Genomic DNA, 24,274 nt, shown 5'->3' with positions numbered 1-24,274 from the left:
TCATGCCTCGTCTTCGTCTTCGGGCAGGCGCGCGGAGGCGACGGCCACCGCGAGCACCTTGCCGTCGGTGTGGCTGAGCGAGAGCCGGATCTGCTGGCCGGACCCCGCCGCCGCGCGCAGCGCCCCGGCGAGCCGGACGGCCGGCGGGTGCCCGGTGTGGCAGACGGCGGTCTTCGCGCAGTTGGCGGTGGGCCTGGGCAGCACCTCCGCCTGGCCGAGGTGCTCGGCCGTAGGAGAGACACCGAGGAGGCGGAGCACCGCGTACTTGCCCGCCAGACGCCCGGCCCAGTGCTGGAGCGTGCGGCCGTACCCGGACCTGAGGCGCTCGGCCGCCGTGTACACCTCTTCGAGGCGCATGTCGCCGACCAGCTCCTGAGGCCGGGAGAGCCCGGCGAAGCCGACCATCGCGCTGCCCCACCGGTTCATGCCGCGATCTCCCTGGACAATCGCCGGAGGGTGGCGGGCTCGGCCAGGCTCAGGCAGCGCGCGCCCGCCCGGCGCGACAGGCCCGCGAGTACCTTGCTGTCGCCCACCTCGACGCCGGGGGCGAACTCCTCCACCGCGTTCACCGTGTCCGTCCACCGGACCCGGCCGGTGAGCTGGGCGATCAGCGCGTCCCTGAGCGTGGCGAGGTCGGTGGTGGGCTCGCCGGTCACGTTCGGGACCACGGGTACGAGGGGCTCGCTCATCGGCGCGGCCCGCACCGCCTCGGCCCAGGCGGGAACGGCCGCCGCCATCAGCGGTGAGTGGAAGGCGTTGCCCACCCGCAGCGGCACGATCTTGCTGGCCCGGGTGGCGAGCTTGCCCAGCCGGTCCAGGGCCGGCAGCGCGCCGGAGACCACCACATGGCCGGGCGCGTTCTCCAGGCCCACGACCAGCGGCTCGTCCGCGGAGCCCGCCTCGGCGGCCAGCGCCTCGACGTCCTCGACCGGCAGCCCCATCACCGCGTGCATCCCGCCCGTGTCGCTGACCTCGGCCATCAGCCGGGACCTGAGCTCGACCAGCCGTACAGTGTCGGCGAGCGTGAGCACGCCCGCCGCGTGCAGCGCGCTCAGCTCGCCGACGCTGTGCCCGGCGACCACGAGCGGCTCGAATCCCTCCTCCAGCAGCACGGCCAGCGCCGCCAGGTTGCACGCGGTCACCGCGACCTGCGCGTGCTCGGTCGCCACCAGCCGCTCCAGCGGCCCGCGAGCGCACAGCGGGGTGATGGGCTGTGCGAGCAGCGCGTCAACCTCGTCGAGCCGCGCTCGCGCCACGGGTCTGCGACGCAGCCACGCACCCATACCGACACGGACCGTGCCTTGTCCTGGGAAGAGAAATCCAAGCATTGCGCAGCACTCCTTTCGCCTAAACTCCCTCTCGCCCAAACTCTCCTTTCGCCTACAGCCGCCTGCGCGGTCGCCTCTCCTCGTGCGCGGCCTGCTCGGTGCCGAGGAAGCCGAGGAGCAGCTTGTTCACCTCATCGGGGGCGTCGAGCGGGAGCCAGTGGCCCGCGTCCTCGACGCGCTCGTAGCGCCAGGGCCCCTTCACGTACTTGCCGGAGGCCGACATGCCCTCCTCCAGCAGCGCCTTGTCCCCCGCTCCCCAGATGCCGAGCGTGGGCGCCAGCACGGGCGGGAAGGGGCGGGCCGGCCGCAGCTCGGCCTCGGGCGAGCGGTTGGCGCGGTACCAGTTCAGGCCCGCCGTCAGGGCGCCGGGCCGGGCCAGGTCGCGCAGGTAACGGTCGTAGTCGCCGTCGCGGCCCATGATCTCCTTGAACAGCCGCCAACCGTTGCGCCGCAGCAGCTCCTCGCTCACGCCGGGGAACTGGTAGAAGAGCATGTACCAGGAGGCCGCCCGCTGCTCCAGCGAAGGAGTGGCGAAGACGCCCGGGTGCCCGACCGACAGCACCGCGAGGTGGTCGAGCCTGCGGGGCATCAGGAAGGCGTACATCCAGGCGATGGCCGCGCCCCAGTCGTGGCCGACGATGTGCGGCCGGCGGATGCCGAGCTTCATGGTCAGGGCGACGACGTCGTTGACGATCGTCTGCATCCCGTACGCCTCGATCTCCTGCGGCTTGCCGGAGTCGCCGAAGCCGCGCAGGTCCGGCGCGATCACCCGGAAACCGCCCTCGACCAGGGCCGGGATCTGGTGCCGCCACAGGTAGGAGGAGTCGGGGAAGCCGTGCAGCAGGACGACGGGATCGCCTTCGCCCTCGTCCACGTAGGCGAGTTCGACGTCGTTGACCTGGACTCTCTTCTTGTTCATGCCGTCTCCCTGAACAACCGCTCGGCGAAGAACTCGCTGAAACCGAACTCCGGCACGTCCTCGGGGGCGACCATGTTGAGCAGCCCGGTCACCTGCGCGGCGAAGTTCTTGGCCATGAGCTTGCGGACCCGGCGCCGCCGCTCGGTGGCCGCGGGCCCGAACTCCACGTGCAGCCTGCTGATGATCGACGCGCCGAAGTCGAGGCGCTCCAGGCGGAAGTCCCGCTCCTCCAGGTACGGCGCGAACGCCGCGGGCGACCAGTCGTCGCCGCCGAGCAGGATGTCGCAGACGGTACGGGAGTCGCGCAGGGCGCAGGAGAGCCCGGTGCCGAGCACGGTGTCGGCGTTGCCGGCCTCGTCGCCGATCAGCACCACGCCCTCGGTCAGCGGCGGCCCCTCGGGAACGCTGGACACCGACGGCCACACCGACAGCGGGCCCGCCGGGACCGCCTCGGTCACCGCCTTGCCCCTGTCGGGCAGGCAGTCGAGCTCGAAGGCGGCCAGGAAACGCTCGACGCCGCCGGGGCCGCGGTAGCGGAGCTTGTTGACCGTGGGGAAGTTCAGGTAGAGGCGGGCCCGGCCATAGCCCTGGGGGAAGACCATGAACATGACGTCGCCTTCGGTGCCCATGGCCTGGACGTCGGCGGGCCAGCCGTCCATGCCCTCGACCATCATGCCGCCGCCCCAGTGGTGCATGGAGTTGCGCATCCGGACGCCGATCTGACGGCCGACGGTGTTGCCCCGGCCCGTCGCGCCGAGCACCATCCTGGCCCGGATCTCCTGCGGGCCCTCTTCGGTCTGGTAGGTCACCACCGGCTCGCGACCCGGCGTGACGGTGACCCGGGCCGCGTCCAGCACCAGCCGGGCGCCGCTGTCCACGGCCTGCGCCGCCATCAGCTCGCACACCTGGTGGTGCGGGAACGACATCGGCCCGCCGATGCCGGGGATGAAGCGGGTCATGTCCACCGCTTCGACCTCGTCCTCGGTGACGGCCTCGTCCCAGGTCATCCACTCCCGGATCTCCCAGCCGCCGCCCGCCCCGAAGCAGTCGTAGACGCCCAGCCGCTGCGCCTCCCTGATCCCCCAGGGGGCCAGCCACTCGCCGCGGACCAGGTCCCGGTACTCCTCCTGCTTCTCCAGCAGCACGACGGACAGCCCGCCGGCGGCCAGCTTGCAGGCCGCCGAGGCGCCCGCGATGCCGCCTCCGGCAATGACGACGTCGGCGTAGTCGACGGTCATGCCTCCCACCTCTCCCAGTACGTACGTTCGTGGGCCCCGTACCGATCCGCCGGCCGGAACTCGGTGCCGAGCGTGTAGGCGACCGGGATCAGGCACACCTGGGTGACCCCGGTCGGGATGCCGAGCAGCTCGCCCACCTGACGCTCGTGGGGGACGTGCATGCAGGTGATCGTGCTGCCGAGCCCCCGGCTGCGCAGTGCCAGCTGGAACGACCAGATCGCCGGGAAGATGGAGCCGTAGAAGATGCTCGCCCGCATCGGGCCGTGCTGGACCAGGTGACCCGGGTCCTCGGGGACCTTGTCGGCCATCCGCCGGTCCCAGGCCGTGTTGATGGCCTCGATGTCCGGCGGGCGGCCCAGGACACAGGGCATGACCAGGACGGGCACCCGCCCGATGGTCTCGACCAGCGCCTCGGCCGAGTCGTAGTTCTTGCGGGCCTGCCGGTTGTTGCGGCGTCTGCCCGCGTTCGTCCACATGTCGTTGCGGTGGAACGTCCAGGACGTCGAGATCATCTCGGCGATCCGCTCCTTGACCGCCGGATCGGTGATGACCAGCCAGCGCCAGTTCTGGTGGTTGTTGGCTGTCGGGGCCTGGACGGCGACCTCTAGAGCCTCCTGTACGACCTCGCGGGGCACGGGCCGGTCCAGGTCGAGCCGCCGCCGCACCGACCGGGTGGTGGTCAGCAGCCGGTCCGTCTCGGCCACGTCGAAGGGCGGTGCCTGCGCGGGGCCGAGGACCTCCGACTTCAGGATCACAGTCATGGCGCCCCCAGCAGTACGGCCCCGCGCACCGAGCCGGGCGCGGCGGTCAGCACCAGCGCCTGGCCGATCGGGTCGGGCAGGTCCGGCTTGGTCACGTACGAAGTCGGCTCGCCCGCGTGCGGCTCGACGAGCCCGGTGAGGGCGGGCGCGATCCCGTCGCGGATCGCCAGGGCGGCCATGGCGATGTTCATGGCGCCGGTGGCGGCCTGGCAGTCGCCGGTGAGTCCCGCCGACGCGGTGAGCACGGCGTCGGGCAGAGCCGTCAGCACGGCGGCCGACTCCTCGGCGTCGCCAGGGACCCCGGTGCCCGCACCGACCACCAGCTCGGGCCGGGCACCGGGCAGCCGGGCGAGCACCCGCGCCACCAGATCCCCGCCGCTCGCGTGGCCGGTCCCCATGACCCGGGCGTACGGCCGACCGCCGCGTCTCGTGCAGTGCTCGGCCGACTCCACCAGGAAGGCCACCGCCGCCGACCCGGGAACCGTGCCGGAGTGCCGCCGGTCGTACGGCGACACCACAGCGTCCCCGACGGTCGTGGTGACCGTCTCGTCGGCCGCGACCACCAGCACCACGTCCGCCTTGCCCGCCCTGATCATCTCCAGCGCGCAGTCGAGGGCGATCGAGGCCGAGGCGCCGCCGTTGCAGATCGTGGTGGTGGGCCCGCGCAGGCCGAGCGTCTGGCAGACCGCGCCGCCGGTGGCGTTCAGCACGACGTTGGAGAAGCTCAGCACGGCCGGTTTGTTCGGGTTGGCGGCGATGCTCTCGTCGAACCCGCCGGTGCTCTCCGCCGACCCGGCGCCCGTGGCGAACACCAGCCCGACGTCGTCGAGCTCCTTCCTGGGCAGCTGCAGCCCGGCGTCCTCCCAGGCCAGCCGGGAGGCGGCGATAGCCATCCTGGACAGGTGGTTCATGTGCCGCCACAGCGAGCGCGGCGCGAACGTCCGCCCGTCGAGCGACGGCGCCTGCCCGGCCGCCTGGCGCCCGGCGACGATCGCCTCGGTCACCTCGCCGATGCCGGTGCCCAGCCCGGTGACGGGTCCAAGCCCGGTGATCACGGCCGCCGCCTCCGGCAGCTCGTCGTACTCCCGCGCGGCCCGTGGCGTCGTCAGCACGAGCGAGACGTTGTTGCCGCCGAACGCGTAGTTGTTCGACACCACGGTGTCGATCGGCAGTTCCCGTGCCACGTTGGGCACGAAGTCCAGGTCACCTGGTACGGCGTCGGCGTCGAAGCCGATGGTGGGCGGCGCCGTGCCGTGCCGCAGGGCCAGCACGCTCGCGACGGCCTCCACCGCGCCCGCGGCGCCCAGCGTGTGGCCGACGAACGACTTGATGCTGCTGGTGGGCACCCGTCCGGCCCGCTCGCCGAACACCACCCGCATGACCTTGGCCTCCATGGCGTCGTTGGCGGGGGTGCCGGTGCCGTGGCCGCTCACGTAGCCCACGTCGTCCGTGGTCAGGCCCGCGTCCGCGAGCGCCCGCCGTACCGCGCTCGCCCCTCCCCGCCCGGTGGGGTCGGGTGCGGTGGCGTGGTAGGCGTCGGCCGACAGGCCGTAGCCGGCGACCTCAGCCAGCGGCGTGGCGCCTCTCGCGAGCGCCCGGTCCAGCGGCTCCAGCAGCAGGAACGCCGCTCCCTCGCCGAGGTTGAGCCCGTCGGAGTGGCTGTACGGGCGGCACGGGCCGGTGCTGAGCGCCTTGAGCCCGGCGAAGCCCGCGTACGTGCCGAACAGCAGCGGGTCCACACCCCCGGCCAGGACGACGTCGGCCTCGCCGGTGAGGATCTTGTCCTTGGCGAGCCCGACGGCGTTGCCGCCCGCCGCGCAGGCGGTGGACACCAGGATGCGCGGACCGCGCATGCCGAGCCGGTCCGCGACCACGTCCTCGGTGCGGTGCATGGGCTGGTAGCGGCCCACGGCGTCGGGGGTCGCCTGGCACTTGCCGAGGATGATGCCGAACCGGTCGGGGTCCGCACCGGTCAGGCCCGCCTGCTCGATCGCCTGGCGGGCGGCGATCAGCGCGAGCCGGGCGGTACGGTCCAGGCCGGCGTCGGAGTCCGGTAGCCCTCCGTCGATCCACTCGTCGGGTACCTGGCCCGCGTGCCGCGCCTCGAACACCGCGAAGTTCTCGTCCAGGACCGGCGTGAGACCGCCGGTGCCCGACACGAGCCGCTGCCAGAACTCCGCGGGATCGCGGCCGATCGCACAGATGATGCCCAGGCCGGTGACGACGACAGGCCGCAGCGCCATGCTTGTCTCCTTCTCAGAAGGCCGATCAGATGATCGGGATGCTCCAGCTCTTGGGCACGATGTACGGGCTGGTCAGCGTGGTCACCTCGACGCCGTCCACGGTGAAGTCCAGACCGGCGGCGGCCAGCTCGGCGTCGACCCTGGCCAGCCCGAGCGTGGCGCCCAGACCGGCGCTGTGCACCGCGTGCACCACCTCGCCGATGTCCTGGCCGCCCGCCAGCACCCTGGCGCCCGCCTCGGGGATGGCGTCGCCGCCGGTGAAGCCGACCGTGCGGCGGCCCTGGCCCGACTCGAACGCCGCCAGCACCGCCTCCCTGCCGACGAACTCGTCCTTGGTGACGTCGACCAGCCAGTTGGCGCCGATCTCGATCACGCTCGCACCCGCCGTCGCCTCGTGGCGCGGGATCGGCTGGCGTACCTCCAGCATGGCCAGCTCCAGGGCCTCCTGGCCGGCCGCTCCCGCGTGCTCCAGCGCCTGGCACCACAGCTCGGCCGCGGACTCGATGGGCACGATCATCTGGTAGCCGTACTCGCCGGTAAAGCCGGTCCGGGCGAAGATGATCTCGGTGCCGTTCCACTCGGTCTCCACCACCGACTCGAACGGCAGCGAGGCCAGCTCGCCGTCGATCAGCCGCCCGACCACGCCCCAGGCGTACGGCCCCTCCAGGGCCAGGACCGTGAGGTCGGCCGACCGGTCGGTGATCACCACGCCCTCGTCGTTGTGCTCCTCCAGGTGCTCCAGCAGGCGCGTACCGGCGCCGCAGGAGCTCTCCAGCAGGATCCCGTTCTCCCGGCCGAAGGCCAGCACCTGGTCGACGACCTGCCCGGACTCGTCCAGGACCAGGCTCATCATGCAGCGCTCCGAGGTGAGGTACTCCACGTCGCGGGCGAGCAGCCGCTGCGCGAAGTCCACGGCCGCGGGCCCGGTGATCTCGATGAGGCGGTTCCCGCCCAGGTCGAGGACGGCGGCGCGCTCCCTGAGCACCCGGTACTCGTCGGCCGACTCGGAGAAGCGCAGCGGGACCGAGCTGTCACCCACCTCGCCGTAGACGGTGCCCTCCGGATGCAAGTTCGCGAGGACGGTTGCCATGCTTCACACCTTTCGTACGGAACGTTGACCCGCCGGATCGGCGATCGTGAGGTTTCCTTCGGCGGCGACCTGGCCGTCCACCCGCGCCGACACCCGGTACTCGGCGAACCCGGCGCCGCCCCCGGTCCGCTCGGCCGACAGGGTCAGCTGGTCGCCGGGGACGACGGGACGGCGGAACCGCATCGACCTGACCCCGGCCAGGTAGCTGATCTCGCTCGCGCCCGCCAGGGCGAAGACCACCCCGGCGAGCTGGGCCAGCGCTTCGATGATCACGATGCCGGGCAGCACGGCCGCGGTCGGGAAGTGGCCCTGGAACCAGAGTTCGGTCCCGGCGACGTTCTTGGTCGCGGTGCCCTTGACGCCCGGCTCCACCCTGCTGACCCGGTCGAGCAGCAGCATCGGCCAGCGGTGCGGGAGCACCTGCCTGATCTGGTCATGGTTCAGCCCGGTCGCCGTGGCCGCGGCGAGCTGGGTGGCGCCGATCGTCATGGCGTCGCCCGCAGAGCGGGATTGACCTCGTCCGCCAGCCGCGACACCGAGCCGAAGACGGCCATCTCGCTGTCGTACAGCGCCACGCCGAACTCGGCCTCGATGGCGACGTACAACTCCAGGACGTCGAGGCTGTCGAGTTCGAGGCCGCGCCCGAAGAGCGGCTGGTCGTCGGTGATCCAGTCCGGCTCGATCTCCAGGTCGAGCCGGGACACGATCATCTTCTTGATCTGGGTGCACGTCTGCCGGCGCTCGGCGGCCTTCGCGCGGAGCTGGTCGAGGGTCATCCATCCTCCATGTGCCTCGTGACAGGGGCTTGCGGTCGGGGACTGGTTCACGGTTCGTGCCGGGATCGGCTCACAGCGGGTGGGCTCAGCAAGCGGGGGCTCAGCAAGCGGGGACTCAGCGAGTGGGGCTCAGCGGGTGGTTTCGCGGCGGGTGGACTCGCGCCGCGGCGGGTCAGCCGAGGCCGCCGCCGTGGGCGACCACCACCGCGCCGGACATGTACGACGCCTTGTCGGAAGCGAGGAAGCTCACGATCGTCGCGATCTCCTCCGGCCGGCCCATGCGGCCCAGCCGGATGCGCGTCTCGTAGTCCTTCCTGATCTTGGCGGGCACCTTCCGCGTCATGTCGGTGGTCACGAACCCGGGCGCCACCACGTTGGCCCGGATCCCGTGCGGGGCCGCCTCGTTCGACAGCGCCTGGGTGAAGGCGATGATCGCGCCCTTGGAGGCCACGTAGTTCGTCTGGCCGGGGAAGCCGCCGTCCAGCCCGCTGGTCGAGGACACGGTCACGATCGCGCCCCGCCGCTGGTGCTGCATGATGCGCAGCGCCTCCCGGCAGGTCAGGAAGGTGCCGGTGACGTTGGTGTCGATGGGCCCGCGGAACTGCTCCAGGCTCATGGCGACGAGATAGCGGTCCAGCGTGATGCCGGCGCTCGTCACCAGCACGTCCAGGCGGCCGTGATCGGCTCGTACACCCTGGAACATCCGCCGTACCTCGGCCTCGTCCGTTACGTCGGCGCGCACGGCCGTCGCGCTGCCGCCCTCTTTCCCGATCAGGGCGACGACCTCCTCGGCGTCCGCCTCCGAACGGGCGTAGTTGACCACGACGTGGGCACCCTCCCGGGCCAGGTCGAGCGCGACCGCCCGGCCGATGCCGCGCGACCCGCCCGTAACCAGGGCCACGGAGCCTTCGGCAAAGAGCATCATCGTCTCCAGGGGTTTGACAATGCGCATACCAAACAATTGGTACCTGCACCGACAAAGCTACTAAAGGCGGATATCACGCCTGTATCATCCGGTTATCCGCGCATTGACGGCGATAAGCAGATATACGACGCTAACAACATGCACGAGGTCGATGTTGAGGTTCTTATCGTCGGTGGCGGGCCCGTCGGCCTGGCGGCATCCATCGAGCTCTCCCGGCACGGAATATCCTCCCTTCTCGTGGAGAGGCATCCGGGGACCGCGATTTTCCCGAAAGCGCGCCTCATTTCCACCAGAACCATGGAAATCTTCCGGTCCTGGGGAATCGCCGAGGAGGTGGAGGGCGCGGGAATGCCCCGCGAGGACGTGCTGGCGGTCGGCGTCGGCACCTCGCTGGCCGCCGATGACTTCGTCCGGGCCGCGGCGGCGATCGACCGCGACGCGCCGCAGAGCCCCACGTACACCTACCTCTGCTCGCAGGACATCCTCGAAGTGATCCTCCGCAGGGTCGCCGAGTCCCACCCACGGTCCGACGTCCGCTTCGCGACCGCCATGACGGACCTCCGCGTCACCGCCGACGGTGTGGAGGCGGTGATCGAGCCCACGACCGCGTCGGATAGCGGGCCTGTGCTCGTGCGGGCGCGTTATCTCGTGGCGGCCGATGGGAGTCGCAGCGGGATCCGAGAACGGCTCGGGATCGAGGTCGTGGGGCCGCCGCCGCTGGGGCACATGGTCAGCGTCATGTTCGACGCCGACCTCGGCGAGCTGCCCGCCGACCGCCGGGTGGCGCTGTCGTTCCTGCGCAGCGACCCGCCGTGCGCGGTGGAGGCGGTCGACAACAAGCGGCGCTGGATGATCCAGACCGGCTACGACCCGAGCACCGGCGGCAGCGCGGCCGACTTCACCGAGGAGGCGTGCGTGGCGGCGGTACGCTCGGCCGTCGGCCTGCCCGACCTGCCCGTCACCATCGTCGGGGTCATGCCGTGGCTGCAGCAGGCGGTGGTGGCGACCGGGTTCGGCGGCGGGCCGGTCTTCCTGGCCGGCGACGCCGCGCACGCGACCACTCCGCAGGGCGGGTTCGGGATGAACTGCGGCATCCAGGACGCGCACAATCTCGCCTGGAAGCTGGCCGCCGTCCTTAACGGGTCGGCCGGTGCGGAGCTGCTGGCCACGTACGACGCCGAGCGCCGCCCCATAGCCGCCAGGACGGTGGACGAGAGCCTGACCAACGCCCTGATCACGCTGCGCATGATGCAGGGACAGCTGTCGATGAGCCAGGCGATCGAGCAGCAGGCCGAGCGCCGCAGCTCCGAGGGCCTGATCCTGGGCTTCCGCTACGAGTCGGCCGCCGTGGTGCCCGACGGCACACCGGACCCGGCACCGGCGGATCCCTACCGGACCTACGTCCCGACCGCCCGCCCCGGCCACCGCGCCCCCCACGTCTGGCTGACCTCCCGGGAGGGCAGGGTGTCGACGCTCGATCTGCTGGGCCCGGCCTTCACCCTCATGACCCCGACCGGCAGCGGGTGGGTCCAGCCCGCCAAGGAGGCGGCGCACCGGCTCGGCGTCACGCTGTCCGTCGTCGAGATCTCCCGCGCGGGCGAGAGCGAGCCCGACGCGCCGCTCACCTCCCCGACCTGGGCGGAGGAGTACGGCGTCGGCGACACCGGGGCCGTGCTGGTCCGCCCTGACGGTCATGTCGGCTGGCGTTCGCCCGGCGGCGCGGCGTCGCAGGACGCGCTGGCCGGCGCGTTGGGCGCCATCCTGGCCAGGTCGTGATGGTGGCGGGCCCGCGAACGCATCTGCGCCGCCCCGAGTCGTACGGACAGGGGGTTGCCTGACGACGTGGCGACCAGGTCGGTGACGGCCTGGGCCACGGTCGGCGTGTAGGGCGCGCCGACGAGCATGTCGGCGAGCTCCCGCGCCGCCTCGGCCGGGAGCGGGCGGACGAACTCGCGGTGCGCGCCCTGCCTGGCCACGAGGTCGTCGAGCGGGTCGGCGCTGGTGACGATGACCCGGCAGTTCGCGCCGCCGGGGAGCAGCGGCAGCACCTGAGCGCTGTCCTTGACATCGTCGAGCACCACGAGCAGCCGCCTGCGCGCCGTACAGCTGCGGTAGAGCGCCAGCTTCTCGGCGGGGTCGAGGGGGATGTCCTGGGCGGGCACGCCGAGCGCCCGCAGGAACCGGTCGACCACCGCGCCGGCGGACACGCCGCGCATGTCGGCGTACAGCTGCCCGTCCGGGAACCAGTCGATCCTGGCGTGCGCCCAGCGCAGCGCCAGCGCCGACTTGCCCACCCCGCGCGGCCCGCTCAGGACCATCGTCCCCGGCACCGCCACCTCGGGCTCGGGCCGCAGCGCCGCGTCCAGCGCGGCGAGCTCACCCGTGCGGCCCACGTACGGCAGCACCTGCGGGGGCAGCTGCGACGGTACGACCGGCCCCGCGCCGGACGGGCGGTGGGCGGCGGGCCGCATGAGCCCGGACTCGTCGCGGAGGACCTGGTCGTGCAGCCGCCGCAGCGCCGGGCCCGGTTCGAGGCCGATCTGCTCCAGCAGGTAGCGGCGCGTGTCCTGGTAGGTGCGCAGCGCCTCGGCCCGCCGGCCGGCCCGGTACTGCGCGAGCATGAGCTGGGCCCGGACCCGCTCCCGGAACGGGCATTCCGCCACGAGGGCCAGCAGTTCGGGGATCACCCGGTGGTGGTGCCCCAGGTCGATCTCCAGCTCAAGGCACGCCTCCAGCGCCTCAAGGCGGGACTCCTCCATCCGCGCGACGTCGTACCGCAGGCCGCGAATGTCCTCGAACGGGTTGCCCCGCCACAGCGCGAGCGCCTCCCGCAACAGCAGGACGGCATCCTCGCGCGCCCCGCCCGCCGCCTGGCCGCGCGCCCGCGCCACCAGCGCCCCGAACCGCAGCCAGTCGATGTCCTCGGCCGAGACCCGCAGCAGGTAGCCGGGGCTGGAGGTCTCGATCGCCGCGGCTCCGAGGGTCCTGCGCAGCCGCGACACGCAGATGGCGATCTGCCGCCCCGCGCTCTGCGGCGCCGAGCCGGCCCAGACGGTCTCGATCAGCCGGTCGACGCTGACGACCCGGTTGGCGTTCAGGACCAGGCTGGCCAGGATCGCCAGCTCCCTGTTCGCGCAGATCTGTAGCTCTTCTCCGTCGTCGAACACCCGGAGCGGGCCGAGGACGTGAAATTCGAGTGCCATCAGCGTTCCGTCCCGGCCAGATAAAGATAATGTCGCGCCATGTGGAAATCTCTCCCGCCGATAACTCGGGATACGCACTACTCACAAAGCTAGTAACGGCTCCCGGGCCGAGTCACCCCTAAGCGGCCCCTGACGGAAGGCCGAACCCACTCGATAGGGGTGCCGCCGAATCCGCACCCCATGGCCGTCTCCAGGGGTTACCTAGGGGTCGGAAACCTATTCCGGCGGTCCTAGGATTCAACTCAGACGGATTGACCGGCACTTTGTCCGCTCGGGAGGCGATGCACAGTTCTCCGCCGTTGCACCCCCGGAACGCGAGAGGCCATCACACCATTCGGTGTGATGGCCTTCCGCATTGTGCTCGGCGCAAGAAGCTCACCGGGGGAAGTTCACCGGGCCGGGCCGCTGCTCTGGACGGCCGGCTGCGGGGCCAGGACGGCGATGGCGGTCACGATCAGGCCGTTGCCGGTCATCCACCGGCCGGTGAAACCGCCCAGCCGTTGCCCCTGCCAGCGGGGCCCGAGAACCAGGAGGCGCGCGGTGAACGTCCGCCGCACCGGGTCCACCGTGATCGCCGCGTCCTGGAAGTCGAGCCACCGCTTCGCCAGCGGGAACCACGCCTTGTACACCGACTCCTTGGCGCAGAACAGCAGCCGGTCCCAGCAGACGGCCGGATGCTCGGCGGCCAGAGCGCGGAGCATCTCGCGCTCCTGCGGCAGCGAGATGGCCTCCACCACGCCTGCGGCCAGCGGCTTGTCGGGCTCGGCGTCGATGCCGATCGTCCCCGCCGCCTGGGCGAGCGCGGCGGCCCGGTAGCCGGCGCAGTGGGTGATGCTCCCGATGACGCCCAGCGGCCACAGCGGCTCGCCGCGCAGCCCCGACAGCACGGGCACCGGCGCCACGCCGAGCCGTTCCATCGCCTTACGCGCGCACAGCCGCGCCGTCGTGAACTCCTTGCGCCGCTTGTCCACGGCCCGCTGGATCAGCCGTTCCTCCTCCGGGAAGAGCATCGTCCCGGGCGGGTCGTCGAAGGTGTCGTACGCCTTGACCGTCGCGGGCAGGATGTGCTCGATCATCTTCACTCCGGAGCTGGAAGTACGGTCCTGAGCGGGCCGCCGGTGCGCCCGCGCGGAACCCACTCGCGCGGATAGCCCAGAGAGACCTCCTCGAAGCGCACCCCGTCGTGGAACGTCGTGCGAGGGATGTGCAGGTGCCCATAGACGACCGCGACCGCGTCATAGTGCAGGGGCCAGGTGGCGGTCCGCTCGGTCCCGCACCACAGGGCGAACTCCGGGTGCCGCAGGATCCGGGTCGGCTCGCGGACGAGCGGATAGTGGTTGACCAGGACGGTGGGCAGGCGCGGATCCCGCTCGCCGAGGCGGCGCCGGGTCTCCGCGAGCCGCGCCCGGCACCAGGCGTCGCGGGTCGGGTAGGGGTCCGGATGCAGCAGATACTCGTCGGTGCAGACGACGCCCGCCTCGTGCGCGCGTTCCAGTGCCAGGCGCTTGCCCGCGCCGTTCGCGCCGAAGGTGTAGTCGTAGAGCAGGAACAGCGGGGCGACGGTCACCGGACCGCCGAGTCCCGTCCAGACCGGATAGGGATCCTCCGGCGTCAGCACGCCGAGGCCCCGGCACATCTCCACCAGGGCGAGGTAGCGGTGCTCGCCCCGTAACTGGATCGGATCGTCGCGCGGTGTCCACAGCTCGTGGTTTCCTGGCGTCCAGACGACCGTGGAGAAACGGCTCTTGAGAAGGGTCAGCGCCCATTCGATGTCGGCGAACCGCTCGGCGACATCTCCGGCGATCAGCAGCCAGTCGTCGGCCGAATACGGAAAGACGTTCTGGACGACGGTCCTGTTCTCGGAGAAGGCCACATGGAGGTCGCTGACCGCCAGCAACCTCCCGCCACCCGACCCTCCAACGACCACCAGCACAGCTTATACAGCAGCATATCTCTGCGAAAGCCGACATAACTACTTTATGGGGCGCCATCCCCGGAAGTAGGGGGGACGCCTAGGGGTTGTCGCAGGTCAGGGCGTTCCCTCAAGGAGTTCCCAGGTCAGCGGGTACGGGCAGAACTCGTGTCATCCAGGGGGCCCCGCAAAACGTATATATAAGAGGATAAATACCTAGCTTCCACCTCAGCGCAAAGCCGATCCGTAACGCTGGATCCGACTTTGACCGGTCTTTGACCGCGCTTTGAGTGATGCTAGGTATCAATAGAAATGCAGCAGTCTGCGATTGGCACACTAAGGCGGCCCAATTGCGTTACACGAGGCTGGGACGAGATGGACCGGACATCTCGAACATCGGACTCGGCTCGCTGGCGCTCAGCGGCGCCTATGGCCCCATCGACCGCGATGAGGCGCTCGGGCTTATTCGCCGGGCCTTGGACGGCGGCGTGACGCTCCTGGACACCGCCGACTTCTACGCCGCCGGAGAGGTGGAGCGCCTCGTGGGCCGCGCCATCGCCGGGCGGCGCGACGAGGTGGTGGTCTCGACGCGCGGCGGCGTGCGCCGCGGCGCCCCCGGCGAGCCGATCGAGTTCGACGCGAGCCCCGACCATCTGGCGCGGGCCTGCGAGGCGTCGCTGCAACGCCTCGGCGTCGACTGCGTCGACCTGTACTACCTGCACTGCCAGGACGACCGCGCCCCGGTGGAGGAGGCCGTGTCCCGGCTGTCGGAGCTCGTGCGGTCGGGCAAGATCCGCCATCTCGGGCTGACCAACGCCACGGTCGACCAGGTACGGCGGGCGCATGCCGTACATCCCGTCACCGCGCTCGCCCTGGAGTACTCGCTCTGGGGCCCGCACGCCCCGCCGGAGCTCCTCGACGAGGCGCGGCGGCTCGGCCTCGGCGTGGTCGCTGCCCGCCCGCTCGGCCGCGGCTTCCTCACCGGCCGGATCAGGTCGTCGCTCCAGCTCGGCGCCGCCGATTGGCGGCACGAGGACCCGCGCTTCCAGCAGGAACACCTGCGACTGAGCACGCGTCCGCTGCGGCAGATCGAGGCCGCGGCGGCCCAGCTCGACCTGGGCGCCGGCCGGCTGGCGCTGGCCTGGCTGCTCTCCCACGGCGATCACGTGGTGCCCGTGCCGAGCACCCGCGACCAGGTGCACCTGGAGATGAACCTGGCCGCCTCCGGTGTACGCCTGACGCCAGAAACCCGCGACCGGCTGGCCGGCATCCTCCCGGCCGGCGGCGCGAACCAGTCGGGCTCACTCCTGCTCTGACCCAGGCGCCCAGCCGAGTTCAGCGCCCAGACCTCGGGGCCCGATTGGCTCGGGGCACGGGGTCAAGGCGGCTCAGTCGGGATCGTTCCGGCTTTGGGGCGAGATCAGGGACGCGGCGAGCGCCTTGTTGACGGCGTCGATCCTGGACACGGCGTTGAGCTTGACGAAGATGTTGCGCATGTGCCGCTTCACGGTCGCCTCGGCGAGCCCCAGCCGGCGGGCGATCTGCCCGTTGCTGAGCGCCTGCGCGGCCAGTTGCAGCACCTCCTGCTCCTTCTGCGACAGCACGCCGGGCGCCGGCCCCTCCACATGCGCGAGGCTGTGGCGCGACACCGCGAGCACCACCCGCGCCGGGTCCTCGTACACGCTCCTGATCGCCGCGATCAGCTCGTGCCGATGGACGCTCTTGAGCAGGTAACCGCGGATGCCCGCGGCCAGCAGCCTGGTGAGGAGCTGCGGCCCGTCGTACATGCTCAGGATGATGATCTGCGTCTCCGGGGACAGGCACCGGATCCGGGTGACCGTCTCGGTCACCTCGTCACCGGGGATCTCCACGTCGAGCAGGACCACGTCGGGCCGGGTCTCGACGACGACGGCCAGCGCGGTCGCGGAGTCGCCGGCCTCGCCGACGATGCTCATCTCTCCGGAAGCCTCAAGGATCTCGCGCAGGCCCTCCCGGAAGAGCGCATGGTCGTCCACGATGGCGACGCTGATCTTGGTGTTACGGTCGGTCCGGTTCATGGGACTGTCTCTTGAGAGGGATGAGGAGCTCGACGAGACAGCCGTTGCCCGGGACACTGGAGATGGCCACATTGCCCCCGAGTAACTCGGCGCGCTCCCGCATGGACGTCAAGCCCACGCCGCCACGCTCGCGGGCGCACGACGGGTCGAAGCCCTGCCCGTTGTCCTGGACGGTAGCGCTGAGCTCGTGCGGCGCGATGTCCACTCGCATGAGGATCACCGAGGGCCCGGCGTGGCTGAGCGCGTTGCGGGCGGCCTCCCGGATGATGAGGAACGCCTCGTCGAGGACCCTCGGCTCCGCCCATGACTCGTCACCGTTCACATCGAGGCCGACGGACACGACATCGTCCTCGACCGCCTCCAGGAAACCGAGCAGCGCCTTCTCCAGACTCCTCACGGGGACCTGGGGATGCAGCTCGGAGGTTATCTGCCGCAGGTTCTCCATCGTCTCCTGGATGGCCTGCTGAGCGACCCCGACCTTGACCTCCGCCCGCGCCGGGTCGCTGGCCCGGTGCACCTCCGACAGAGCGAGCTGCTGGTGCGCGACGCTGATCCCATGGCCGATGCGATCGTGCAGCTCACGGGCGATGCGGCGGCGCTCCTCCCCCTGGGCCTCCTGCACCTGGTTGAGCAGGAAGCGGTGATAGCTCTCGGCGGACTCGCGGATTCGCCGGGAGAGGCTCTCCTCCATTCCGGTGGCCACGAGTGTGAATGCTTCGGCCGGCGAGTCCGCCTCGACGGCGATAAGCCGCGCGAGGTGACTCAGAGCTACTCGGAAAAAAAGCGAGCCCGCCTCAAGTGAGGCCTTCGGATGAACTCCGGTCGAGGCGCGAGTAGTGCCGACTTCCCATGCGTGGAACTTATAGAGCTCGTTGACCTGCACTTTTCCGGCACGGAGCGTGGCCGCCACATCGTCGAGGACGAACTCGGCGGTCATTACGGCTTGGTGCGTGGCGCGCGGATCTGCGGAGAGCGCGTTGCCGGTGGCCTGGAGCTGCGACTCGAATTCCCTGAGGATTTCTTCTCGACAAGCATCAACGAATCTCGCAGGGTCGTTCTCAGCATCGTATGCCGCATCCAAGGAGCCCCCTTGGCCATGGGACGCGCGTGCCCCAACTATCTCGCAGGTGCCTCACCAAAGCAACATATAAGGTCAGATATTAGAGATCAGCGCGGTAATGTGAACTAGGTGCTGCGTCACCATGAACGCCCTGTAAGGCCGGCGTTGTTGATCACTTCCGCCCTTGGCGGCTGATTGGCCCGCCGCGATCACCGCGACCGTCCCCGCCGCCATGGCGAGGCATACACCGGCGAGCGGCACGCGGAAGAACACGACGGCCACGCCGAGCGCGGCGGCCAGCGTGAGCGCGGCGACGTACATGCAATGACGTGACTTCCGCTCTCCGCAGGTCACCGCGATGGTCCGCCGGCCCGCCGCGGCGTCTCCCTCGATGTCGGACAGATCCTTGGCGGGTACGCCCACGAAGGCCATCCAGCAGGTGGCGGCGACCGCGAACACGATCAGGCCCTTCGGCGTGGACAGGCTCTCGCCGCCGGTGACGGCGGTCAGCCCGCCCCAGTACGACAGCAGCCCCGACGTGCACAGCACCACGACCGTGCCGGTCGAGCCGCTCTTGAGGTGGAACGGCGGCGCCGAGTAGAGGTAGCCGAGCACCAGGTTGAGCCCGACGATCCAGGTCAGCGCCGGGGGCAGTCCGGCGGTCGCGGCGATCGAGAGAGCGGCCGCGACGGCGGCGACGACGGCCGCGGTCCGCGGGGCGAGGTCACCCCGGGCGATCGGCCGGCCGGACCCGTTGACCCGGTCCTCCGTGACGTCGGTGACGCCGTTGAGCAGGTAGATGGCGAAGATCGACAGAACCCAGGCCGCGGCCCCCTGCAGCACTTTCGCCGGTTCCGGCACCGGCGAGACCGGGAGGGCGAGCACGGCTCCGGCCATGAATCGAAGGGTGGACACGGCGAGTACGGCAGGACGGGCCTCGACGAAGCACAGCCGGAGCACCCGCGCACTGGATCGCAGGGCGGTGACACCTGGCGCTTGATTGGACACCGATAAGCTGACCATGACCGGATTGTCGCCTTCGGTAAGGGATCCGGTAAGGGCGGTATCCGAAAGTTGTAGTCGGCATTGGTACTTTAGATACCCCCCGTACTACTCTCGGCGCGCCACCCCGAACTCCTGGGGATCCGCCTTGTCCGGTCACGACCGCCCCTATAGCTTGAGATCGCCGGTCGGGGCACGGAATCCAATTTCCACCTCACCGGACTGAGAATCCTCACGTTAGGGAATCTGATGCCGGATTTCAAGTTACTGGGACCGATGGAGATGGTCGACGACCGCGGCCAGTCCCATATCCCGGTGGGGCCTAAGGTCCGGCAGGTTCTCGCGCTACTCGCGCTCAACGCTGGAAAGGTCGTCGAGGTCGATCTCCTTATCCATGAATTGTGGAGCGAGAACGAGCCGAAAGACGTCGTCAAGACCCTTCAGACGCACATTTATCACCTCCGCCGAATTCTGCTGAGAATGGGGCCGGCCGTGGCCCAGCTGGTCGTCACCCGAGCGCCCGGCTACCTGCTGCGCGCAGACCCGGGACGGGTGGACGCGCTCGTCTTCCCCCGGCTGGTCGAGCGGGCCGCCGGGCACCACCGCGCGGGCGACCACGAGGCCGCCGACCTGGTCCTTCGGAAAGCGCTGTCCATGTGGTCCGGCCCCCCGCTGGCCGACGTGCCGAGGGGCGCGGTGCTCGGCCCGCGCGCCACCGCGCTCGACGAGCAGCGGCTGCGGGCGGTGGAGATGCACCTGGAGACCAGGATCCGGCTGGGCCTGCACGGCGAACTCATCGACGAACTCCGCGTGCTCGTGGCCGCCTATCCCTTGAACGAGAACTTCCATACCCAGCTCATCACGGCACTCGGCCGCGCGGGCCGGCGCGCCGACGCCTGGCGCGCCTATGAAGGGCTGCGCGCGCTGCTGGAAGCCGAGCTGGGTGTGGAGCCCGCCTTCGACATCCAAAACCTCCATTTGACCGCTCCAGCAGGAAGTCATTCAGGAAAGGACGTCTGACGATGAAAGGCTTTGAGCGTTACGCCGGATTCACGCCCGTAGACCTGACCGACCGCACTTGGCCGAGCAATCGGATAGTGGCGGCGCCCCGCTGGTTATCGACCGATCTACGTGACGGCAACCAGTCGCTGGCCAACCCGATGACGCCTGAGCGCAAGCTCAAGATGTTCGACCTCCTGGTGGAAATCGGCTACAAGGAGATCGAGGTCGGCTTTCCCGTCGCCAGCCAGAACGACTACGACTTCGTCCGCCTGCTGATCGAGCGGGACCGGATCCCCGACGACGTGCGGATCACCGTGCTCACGCAGGCCCGCGACGAGCTGATCGAGCGGACCGTGGAGTGCCTCGAAGGGGCGCCGCGCGCCATGATCCACGTGTACAACGCCACGTCGCCGCTCTTCAGGCGGGTGGTCTTCGACATGAGCCGCGCCGAGTGCAAGGACCTGGCCGTCCAGGGCACGCGCCTGATGATGAAGTACGCCGAGCGGACGCTGCGCGACTGCGACCTGGGCTACCAGTACTCCCCCGAGCTCTTCAACGAGACCGAGCTCGACTTCTCCCTTGAGGTGTGCGAGGCCGTCATGGACGTCTGGCAGCCGGAGCGGGGGCGCGGCATCATCCTCAACTTCCCGACGACGGTCGAGCGGTCGCTGCCCAACGTGTTCGCCGACCAGATCGAGTGGCTCGACCGCAACCTGTCGCGCCGCGAGCACGTCTGCCTGTCCATCCACCCGCACAACGACCGCGGCACCGGGGTGGCCGCCGCCGAGCTGGCCCTGCTGGCGGGCGCCGAGCGGATCGAGGGCTGCCTGTTCGGCAATGGCGAGCGCGCCGGCAACGTCTGCCTGGTGACGCTGGGCATGAACATGTACGCCCACGGGATCGACCCGGGCATCGACTTCTCCGACATCAACGCGATCCGGCGCACGGTCGAGCTCTGCAACGAGCTGCCGGTGCATCCCCGGCACCCCTACGGCGGCGACCTCGTCTACACCGCCTTCTCCGGCTCGCACCAGGACGCCATCAAGAAGGGCTTCGACGACCTGGAGCGGACGGCCGACGAGAGCGGCGCCGACGTCGCCGAGCTGCCGTGGCGCATGCCGTACCTGCCCGTCGACCCCAAGGACGTGGGCCGTACATACGAGGCGGTCGTGCGGGTGAACAGCCAGTCCGGCAAGGGCGGCGTCGCCTACGTGATGAGCGCCTGGCACGGGCTCAACCTGCCACGCGGGATGCAGGCCGACCTGTCGGCCAAGGTGCAGGCGCAGGCCGACGCGGTGGGCGGCGAGCTGTCGCCGAGCCGGATCGGGGCCATCTTCCGCACCGAGTACCTCTTCCACGGCGACCCGTCGGAGCCCCTGCCCGTGGGGCGGGAGCCGGTGACGGCGGCGCTGTACATCGACGGGCGGTTCGACGTCGGCGGCGACCGGGCGGACGCCTGCCGCGCGCTCGGCTCGGTGCTGGCGCCCTGGGGCATCCAGGTCCGCGTCGTGCACCGCACCGGCCGCCCGCTCGACCACGAGCGGCCGAGCGGGCTCGGCGACCGCTCGGGCGACGAGACCGTGATCTACGCCGAGTGCCGGATGGGCGGCGCCGTCACCTGGGGCGCCGGCATCGACGCCGACATCGCCACGGCCGCCTACTCGGCCGTCCGCGCCGCCCGCGCCCGCCTCACCCCCGACGCACGACCCACCGAGGAGAAGGAGACCCGTGATGCTGAAGAGAATCCACCGGCAGCGCCCGCGCGGCCCCCGTACCCGAGGCCGTCTGGACCTGCGCACCCCGTCCGGCCGCAGGCTGCCCTTCTGACACCCAGCCGACTCTGACATCCGACGAACGAAAAAGGGAGGCCGATCATGGCCATGGACGAACGGCGGGAGGGCCTGACCTCCCTGGAGGAACTGCTGCGCGAGACGGTGGCCGGCAAGGGCAGGATCGCCATGGTGACCGGCGCCATCGCGACCGGCAAGAGCGAGCTCCTGTACGCGTTCGCGGAACAGGCCTTCGAGCACGGCGCGTTACCGCTCACCGCCACGGGATCCCTGGCGGAGAGCGGCCTGCCGCTCGGCGTACTGGCCCAGCTGCTGCACAACGCGCCCCTGACGGAGGAGCAGCGGGCCGCGACCATGGACCTGCTGCACGAGGGCATGAGCTCGCAGCTGTCGAGCGACCCCCAGGCCGAGGCCATCGACCACATGGACGTGCAGATCGTCGACGCGCTCTGCGCGGCCCTGCTCGAACTGTCCGAGCGCTGCCCGCTGGTGATCGTCGTGGACGACGTCCACCAGGCCGACCGGGCCTCGCAGCTCTGCCTGGCCTATCTGGCGCGGCGGGTCAAGTTCGCCCAGGTCATGCTGGTCTTCAGCGCGCCGGACCACAGCGCGCACGTCCAGACGCTCTTCCACACCGAGGTGCTGCGGCAGCCGCACTGCCGGCCCATCCGGCTCACCCACCTGTCCGCCGAGGAGGTGGCGCACTGGGTGACCGTCCGGGCGGGCGCCGCGGCCGCCGACGGGTTCGCGGCCGACTGCTACGCGCTGAGCGGCGGCAACCGGCTGCTGGTGACCGCGCTCGTGGAGGACTTCCAGGCCACCGGCGCCCCTGGCGCGAGGTACGGCGAGGGCACGGTGGCCTGCCTGCGCCGCGCCGATCGTCGGATGACGGTCGTCGCCAGGGCGCTGGCCGTACTGGGCGAACCCGCCTCGATCGGCCCGCTGCTCGGCGGTGGCGAGAGCGCCGTCATCAAGCTGCTGAGCAGCGGCGACCTGCCGGGCGGCCGGTCTCCGGGCGGCGAGACGGCGGCCGACCGGCTGCTGGACGAGGGCGAGGCGGCGGTCGCCAAGGCGATCCAGGCGCTGACCGGCGCGGGCGTGCTGGAGCACGGTCACTTCCGCCACCCGGCGGCCAGGGCGGCCGTGCTCGCCGACCTCGACGCCGCCGAGCGCATCGACCTGCACCGCCGGGCCGCCGAGCTGACGTACGAGAGCGGTGCCCCGGCGGCCGTCGTCGCCGAGCACCTGCTGCAGGCCAGCCACGCCGGCGACCCCTGGGCCATCTCGGTCCTTGAGGAGGCGGCGCGGCAGGCGCTCCGCGACGACGGCGTGGAGTCGGCCATCGAGTACCTCAAGCTCGCCTGGCGGGCCTGCGTGGACGAGCGGCGGCGGGCCAGGATCACCACCACGCTCGTACGGGCGGAATGGCGGATCAACCCGAGTGCCCCCGCCACGCACCTGGCCGAGCTGACCGACGCCCTGCACAAGGGCTACCTGGGCGGCGGCGACACGGTGGTGCTGGCCAAGGCGCTGCTGTGGCACGGGCACGTGGCGGACGCGAAGGGCGTCCTGGCCCACCTCAACGAGCTGGCCGAGCTGGACCAGGAGACCGTGGCCGAGCTGGCCGCGGCCCGCCCCTGGTTCCGCAGTCTGTACCCCTCGTTCCTGCCGCATCTGCCGGAGGTCAGCGGTGAGCAGGCGAGCAGCGCCGCCTCGTCCGTCGTCGTCGGCCGCCGGATGGAGTCGGCCGGGGTGCTGGCCAGCGTCCTGACCCAAGGTCCCCGAGAGGAGACCGTGGCGACGGCCGAGCGCATCCTGCGCGGCTCCCGGCTGGATGAGATGACGATGGACACGGTGGAGACCGCGCTGCTGGCGCTGACGTACACGGACCGGCCGGGCAAGGCGGCGCCCTGGTGCGACGCGTTCATCGACGAGGCGGCCTCGCGGCGCGCGCCGAGCAGGCAGGCCCGGCTGTCCGCCATCCGGGCGGAGATCGGCCTGCGCAGGGGCGATCTGGCCGCGGCGGCCTACGACGCGCAGCGGGCCCTGGAGATCATCCCGGCCACCAGCTGGGGTGTGGCCGTCGGCGGGCCGCTGGGCAGCCTGCTGCAGGCGGGCGCGGCGATGGGCCGGCTGGACGACCATGTGCGGCAGTTCAACCAGCCGGTGCCCGAGGCGATGCTGGAGACCCGGTTCGGCCTGCAGTACCTGCACGGCAAGGGCCGCTTCAACCTCATGGCGGGCCAGCCGCACCAGGCGCTGCGCGACTTCCAGCTCTGCGGCGAGCTCATGCGCAGGTGGGAGCTGGACGTGCCGGGATTCATCGCGTGGCGTACGGACGCGGCCGAGGCGCTGATCCGCCTGGGCGACCAGGAGGAGGCGCGCCGCCTGATCGACGAGCAGCTCGCCCGGTGCGGGCAGCAGTCCAGGCGGGTCCAGGGCATCGCGATGCGCCTGCTGGCCGCGGTGAGCGAGACACGGCACCGCCCGATGCTGCTGCGTAAGTCGGCAGACCTGCTGCAATCGGGCGGCGACCGGTACGAGCTGGCCAGAACGCTGTTCGACCTGACGGCGGCCTACCACGCCAACGGCGAGTACCGGCGGGCGGGCATGTTCGGCAGGCGCGCCCGGCTGCTCGCGGTGGAATGCCAGGCCGAGCCGCTGACCCTGGCGCTCAACCGGGGCGGCAAGGGCGACCGGAGCGCCGCGAACTCCGCCGGCGTGACGGGAATCCTCAGCGACGCCGAGCGGCGGGTGGCGGCGCTGGCGGCCGAGGGCTACACCAACAGGGAGATCTCCGCCAAGCTGTTCATCACGGTGAGCACGGTGGAGCAGCATCTGACGCGGATCTACCGCAAGCTCAATGTCACCCGGCGCACCGAGCTGCCGGCCAGCCTCACGGGCGAGGAGTCCATGCGGGCGCAGGTGTTCAGCTGACGCGAAAGCCCCGAGAAGCGCGTGTAAGCCC

The 24,274-nt window shown here is 70.9% G+C and carries 22 protein-coding genes; 5 read left to right on the top strand and 17 right to left on the bottom strand.

The window, feature by feature from the left end; genetic code table 11:
* The 11 genes from ACGFJ2_RS08215 to ACGFJ2_RS08165 all read right to left on the bottom strand — a co-directional run bounded on the left by ACGFJ2_RS08215 (nt 1) and on the right by ACGFJ2_RS08165 (nt 9,499).
* Entirely contained in the window at nt 1-426 is a 426-nt protein-coding gene (locus ACGFJ2_RS08215; RefSeq protein WP_357942051.1) for a phosphopantetheinyl transferase, read from the bottom strand.
* Nucleotides 423-1,328, bottom strand: coding sequence for an ACP S-malonyltransferase (locus tag ACGFJ2_RS08210; RefSeq protein WP_393466009.1), 906 nt, complete (start codon nt 1,326-1,328; stop codon nt 423-425). Before ACGFJ2_RS08210 ends, ACGFJ2_RS08215 begins: the two co-directional genes overlap by 4 nt.
* A 52-nt stretch (nt 1,329-1,380) precedes the next feature.
* Nucleotides 1,381-2,247, bottom strand: coding sequence for an alpha/beta fold hydrolase (locus ACGFJ2_RS08205; protein ID WP_393466006.1), 867 nt, complete (start codon nt 2,245-2,247; stop codon nt 1,381-1,383).
* On the bottom strand, nt 2,244-3,485 hold the full coding sequence (locus ACGFJ2_RS08200) for an FAD-dependent oxidoreductase (RefSeq protein ID WP_357942045.1): 1,242 nt from the start codon (nt 3,483-3,485) through the stop codon (nt 2,244-2,246). Before ACGFJ2_RS08200 ends, ACGFJ2_RS08205 begins: the two co-directional genes overlap by 4 nt.
* Nucleotides 3,482-4,246: a nitroreductase family protein gene (locus ACGFJ2_RS08195; RefSeq protein ID WP_358177336.1), complete on the bottom strand. Its 765-nt coding sequence runs from the start codon at nt 4,244-4,246 to the stop codon at nt 3,482-3,484. Before ACGFJ2_RS08195 ends, ACGFJ2_RS08200 begins: the two co-directional genes overlap by 4 nt.
* Nucleotides 4,243-6,489 (bottom strand): beta-ketoacyl synthase N-terminal-like domain-containing protein, encoded by a 2,247-nt coding sequence (locus tag ACGFJ2_RS08190; RefSeq protein WP_393466002.1) that lies wholly within the window; start codon nt 6,487-6,489, stop codon nt 4,243-4,245. The genes ACGFJ2_RS08195 and ACGFJ2_RS08190 overlap by 4 nt, the downstream gene beginning before the upstream one ends.
* 25 nt (nt 6,490-6,514) lie before the next feature.
* On the bottom strand, nt 6,515-7,579 hold the full coding sequence (locus tag ACGFJ2_RS08185) for a glycine cleavage T C-terminal barrel domain-containing protein (RefSeq protein ID WP_357942039.1): 1,065 nt from the start codon (nt 7,577-7,579) through the stop codon (nt 6,515-6,517).
* A 3-nt stretch (nt 7,580-7,582) separates the two neighbouring features.
* Nucleotides 7,583-8,068: a 3-hydroxyacyl-ACP dehydratase FabZ gene (gene fabZ, locus ACGFJ2_RS08180; protein ID WP_393465999.1), complete on the bottom strand. Its 486-nt coding sequence runs from the start codon at nt 8,066-8,068 to the stop codon at nt 7,583-7,585.
* Nucleotides 8,065-8,355, bottom strand: coding sequence for an acyl carrier protein (locus ACGFJ2_RS08175; RefSeq protein ID WP_225290089.1), 291 nt, complete (start codon nt 8,353-8,355; stop codon nt 8,065-8,067). Before ACGFJ2_RS08175 ends, fabZ begins: the two co-directional genes overlap by 4 nt.
* A gap of 172 nt (nt 8,356-8,527) precedes the next feature.
* Complete coding sequence (locus ACGFJ2_RS08170; protein ID WP_357647233.1) at nt 8,528-9,307, bottom strand: 3-oxoacyl-ACP reductase family protein; 780 nt, start codon at nt 9,305-9,307, stop codon at nt 8,528-8,530.
* Nucleotides 9,308-9,364: 57 nt separating this feature from the next.
* Nucleotides 9,365-9,499: a hypothetical protein gene (locus tag ACGFJ2_RS08165; RefSeq protein WP_358178036.1), complete on the bottom strand. Its 135-nt coding sequence runs from the start codon at nt 9,497-9,499 to the stop codon at nt 9,365-9,367.
* Between ACGFJ2_RS08165 and ACGFJ2_RS08160 the strand changes: the two genes are divergently transcribed.
* The gene (locus ACGFJ2_RS08160; protein WP_393467007.1) at nt 9,446-11,056 is read left to right on the top strand and encodes an FAD-dependent monooxygenase; all 1,611 of its coding nucleotides are present in this window, start codon (nt 9,446-9,448) and stop codon (nt 11,054-11,056) included. The two genes, ACGFJ2_RS08165 and ACGFJ2_RS08160, sit on opposite strands and share 54 nt — an antisense overlap.
* Here ACGFJ2_RS08160 and ACGFJ2_RS08155 read toward each other — a convergent pair.
* The 3 genes from ACGFJ2_RS08155 to ACGFJ2_RS08145 all read right to left on the bottom strand — a co-directional run bounded on the left by ACGFJ2_RS08155 (nt 10,972) and on the right by ACGFJ2_RS08145 (nt 14,410).
* Nucleotides 10,972-12,483 carry a BTAD domain-containing putative transcriptional regulator gene (locus ACGFJ2_RS08155; RefSeq protein ID WP_393465994.1) on the bottom strand — a complete coding sequence of 504 codons (1,512 nt, stop codon included), beginning with the start codon at nt 12,481-12,483 and terminating at the stop codon, nt 10,972-10,974. The genes ACGFJ2_RS08160 and ACGFJ2_RS08155 overlap by 85 nt on opposite strands.
* Nucleotides 12,484-12,872: 389 nt before the next feature.
* Nucleotides 12,873-13,559, bottom strand: coding sequence for a 4'-phosphopantetheinyl transferase superfamily protein (locus ACGFJ2_RS08150; protein ID WP_357942028.1), 687 nt, complete (start codon nt 13,557-13,559; stop codon nt 12,873-12,875).
* Nucleotides 13,560-13,561: 2 nt separating this feature from the next.
* Entirely contained in the window at nt 13,562-14,410 is an 849-nt protein-coding gene (locus ACGFJ2_RS08145; protein ID WP_357942026.1) for a metallophosphoesterase, read from the bottom strand.
* Nucleotides 14,411-14,745: 335 nt separating this feature from the next.
* Here ACGFJ2_RS08145 and ACGFJ2_RS08140 point away from each other — a divergent pair, with 335 nt between their 5' ends.
* A complete protein-coding gene (locus ACGFJ2_RS08140; RefSeq protein WP_357942024.1) occupies nt 14,746-15,711 on the top strand; it encodes an aldo/keto reductase in 966 nt (321 codons plus the stop codon).
* Nucleotides 15,712-15,783: 72 nt separating this feature from the next.
* Here the strand turns inward: ACGFJ2_RS08140 and ACGFJ2_RS08135 are convergent, their stop codons facing one another.
* The 3 genes from ACGFJ2_RS08135 to ACGFJ2_RS08125 form a co-directional block, all read right to left on the bottom strand.
* On the bottom strand, nt 15,784-16,452 hold the full coding sequence (locus ACGFJ2_RS08135) for a response regulator transcription factor (protein ID WP_357942022.1): 669 nt from the start codon (nt 16,450-16,452) through the stop codon (nt 15,784-15,786).
* Nucleotides 16,433-17,155: a sensor histidine kinase gene (locus ACGFJ2_RS08130; protein WP_393465989.1), complete on the bottom strand. Its 723-nt coding sequence runs from the start codon at nt 17,153-17,155 to the stop codon at nt 16,433-16,435. Before ACGFJ2_RS08130 ends, ACGFJ2_RS08135 begins: the two co-directional genes overlap by 20 nt.
* Before the next feature lie 450 nt (nt 17,156-17,605).
* Nucleotides 17,606-18,535 (bottom strand): UbiA family prenyltransferase, encoded by a 930-nt coding sequence (locus tag ACGFJ2_RS08125; protein WP_357942020.1) that lies wholly within the window; start codon nt 18,533-18,535, stop codon nt 17,606-17,608.
* Nucleotides 18,536-18,763: 228 nt separating this feature from the next.
* Here ACGFJ2_RS08125 and ACGFJ2_RS08120 point away from each other — a divergent pair, with 228 nt between their 5' ends.
* From ACGFJ2_RS08120 to ACGFJ2_RS08110, 3 genes are read left to right on the top strand one after another with little or no spacing between them, the layout of a single operon-like run.
* Nucleotides 18,764-19,534, top strand: a complete 771-nt coding sequence (locus ACGFJ2_RS08120; protein WP_357942019.1) for an AfsR/SARP family transcriptional regulator — start codon at nt 18,764-18,766, stop codon at nt 19,532-19,534.
* 2 nt (nt 19,535-19,536) lie between these two features.
* Nucleotides 19,537-21,360 (top strand): 2-isopropylmalate synthase, encoded by a 1,824-nt coding sequence (locus ACGFJ2_RS08115; protein ID WP_357942018.1) that lies wholly within the window; start codon nt 19,537-19,539, stop codon nt 21,358-21,360.
* Nucleotides 21,361-21,390: 30 nt separating this feature from the next.
* A complete protein-coding gene (locus ACGFJ2_RS08110) occupies nt 21,391-24,243 on the top strand; it encodes an AAA family ATPase (RefSeq protein ID WP_393465984.1) in 2,853 nt (950 codons plus the stop codon).
* Nucleotides 24,244-24,274 lie beyond the last annotated feature (31 nt).

Source organism: Nonomuraea sp. NPDC049028 (assembly GCF_043197735.1).
Classification (GTDB): domain Bacteria; phylum Actinomycetota; class Actinomycetes; order Streptosporangiales; family Streptosporangiaceae; genus Nonomuraea.
This window is presented reverse-complemented; position numbering and strand designations above follow the sequence as displayed.

Excerpts from the sequence above, each read along its gene's own strand:
- ACGFJ2_RS08215 (WP_357942051.1), bottom strand. The coding sequence starts at position 426 with ATGAACCGGTGGGGCAGCGCGATGGTCGGCTTCGCCGGGCTCTCCCGG.
- ACGFJ2_RS08210 (WP_393466009.1), bottom strand. The coding sequence starts at position 1,328 with ATGCTTGGATTTCTCTTCCCAGGACAAGGCACGGTCCGTGTCGGTATG.
- ACGFJ2_RS08205 (WP_393466006.1), bottom strand. The coding sequence starts at position 2,247 with ATGAACAAGAAGAGAGTCCAGGTCAACGACGTCGAACTCGCCTACGTG.
- ACGFJ2_RS08200 (WP_357942045.1), bottom strand. The coding sequence starts at position 3,485 with ATGACCGTCGACTACGCCGACGTCGTCATTGCCGGAGGCGGCATCGCG.
- ACGFJ2_RS08195 (WP_358177336.1), bottom strand. The coding sequence starts at position 4,246 with ATGACTGTGATCCTGAAGTCGGAGGTCCTCGGCCCCGCGCAGGCACCG.
- ACGFJ2_RS08190 (WP_393466002.1), bottom strand. The coding sequence starts at position 6,489 with ATGGCGCTGCGGCCTGTCGTCGTCACCGGCCTGGGCATCATCTGTGCG.
- ACGFJ2_RS08185 (WP_357942039.1), bottom strand. The coding sequence starts at position 7,579 with ATGGCAACCGTCCTCGCGAACTTGCATCCGGAGGGCACCGTCTACGGC.
- fabZ (WP_393465999.1), bottom strand. The coding sequence starts at position 8,068 with ATGACGATCGGCGCCACCCAGCTCGCCGCGGCCACGGCGACCGGGCTG.
- ACGFJ2_RS08175 (WP_225290089.1), bottom strand. The coding sequence starts at position 8,355 with ATGACCCTCGACCAGCTCCGCGCGAAGGCCGCCGAGCGCCGGCAGACG.
- ACGFJ2_RS08170 (WP_357647233.1), bottom strand. The coding sequence starts at position 9,307 with ATGCGCATTGTCAAACCCCTGGAGACGATGATGCTCTTTGCCGAAGGC.
- ACGFJ2_RS08155 (WP_393465994.1), bottom strand. The coding sequence starts at position 12,483 with ATGGCACTCGAATTTCACGTCCTCGGCCCGCTCCGGGTGTTCGACGAC.
- ACGFJ2_RS08150 (WP_357942028.1), bottom strand. The coding sequence starts at position 13,559 with ATGATCGAGCACATCCTGCCCGCGACGGTCAAGGCGTACGACACCTTC.
- ACGFJ2_RS08135 (WP_357942022.1), bottom strand. The coding sequence starts at position 16,452 with ATGAACCGGACCGACCGTAACACCAAGATCAGCGTCGCCATCGTGGAC.
- ACGFJ2_RS08125 (WP_357942020.1), bottom strand. The coding sequence starts at position 18,535 with ATGGTCAGCTTATCGGTGTCCAATCAAGCGCCAGGTGTCACCGCCCTG.
- ACGFJ2_RS08120 (WP_357942019.1), top strand. The coding sequence starts at position 18,764 with ATGCCGGATTTCAAGTTACTGGGACCGATGGAGATGGTCGACGACCGC.
- ACGFJ2_RS08115 (WP_357942018.1), top strand. The coding sequence starts at position 19,537 with ATGAAAGGCTTTGAGCGTTACGCCGGATTCACGCCCGTAGACCTGACC.
- ACGFJ2_RS08110 (WP_393465984.1), top strand. The coding sequence starts at position 21,391 with ATGGCCATGGACGAACGGCGGGAGGGCCTGACCTCCCTGGAGGAACTG.